The following is a 701-nucleotide window of genomic DNA, read 5'->3' on the forward strand; positions in this document are numbered from 1 at the left end:
ACCGGTGATGTGCCGGAAAGCTGTTTTGCGGTGCAGGGCTATGGCGAAAGTCGTCCGATCGCAACTAACGACACCCCGGATGGGCGCGCGCTCAACCGCCGTGTCGAAATCAGTCTGGTACCGCAGGCCAATGCCTGTCAGATACCGGGCCACACCCAGGCGTCATCGCAGGATGATGGCGCATCACAACACAATGGAGAGTAATTCCATGGCAATTCCTGTTTATCTTTGGCTGAAAGACGACGGCGGCGCGGACATTAAAGGTTCTGTGGACGTTCAGGATCGTGAAGGCAGCATCGAAGTTGTCGCTCAGGAACATAACCTGTACATCCCGACCGACAACAACACCGGCAAACTGACCGGTACCCGTATCCACACCCCGTTCCTGTTCACCAAGGAAATCGACTCGTCCAGCCCATACCTGTACAAGGCTGTGACCACCGGTCAGACCCTCAAGTCTGCGGAATTCAAGTGGTACAAAATCAACGACGCGGGCCAGGAAGTGGAGTACTTCAACACCAAACTGGAAAACGTGAAAGTGGTGAAAGTGAATCCTGAAATGTATGACATCAAGGATCCTTCTAAAGAGAAGCACAACCACCTTGAGCGCATTGAACTGCGTTACGAAAAAATCACCTGGACCTACAAAGACGGCAACATCATTCATTCCGATTCCTGGAATGAACGCGCCACCGCGTAAG

Annotated in this window: 1 protein-coding gene and 1 pseudogene; both read left to right on the forward strand. The window is 52.8% G+C overall.

The window, feature by feature from the left end:
• Positions 1-204 (forward strand): annotated as a pseudogene (locus tag ACG0Z5_RS23825) (OmpA family protein); the annotation flags it as partial.
• Between the two features lie 4 nt (positions 205-208).
• The gene (gene hcp / locus ACG0Z5_RS23830) at positions 209-700 is read left to right on the forward strand and encodes a type VI secretion system effector Hcp (RefSeq protein ID WP_024558534.1); all 492 of its coding nucleotides are present in this window, start codon (positions 209-211) and stop codon (positions 698-700) included.
• Position 701 lies beyond the last annotated feature (1 nt).

The organism is Scandinavium sp. M-37 (genome assembly GCF_043558715.1).
GTDB lineage: Bacteria > Pseudomonadota > Gammaproteobacteria > Enterobacterales > Enterobacteriaceae > Scandinavium > Scandinavium vulneris_A.

What these genes read in the sequence shown, in the direction of transcription:
- hcp (WP_024558534.1), top strand. Translation starts at nt 209, where the DNA reads ATGGCAATTCCTGTTTATCTTTGGCTGAAAGACGACGGCGGCGCGGAC.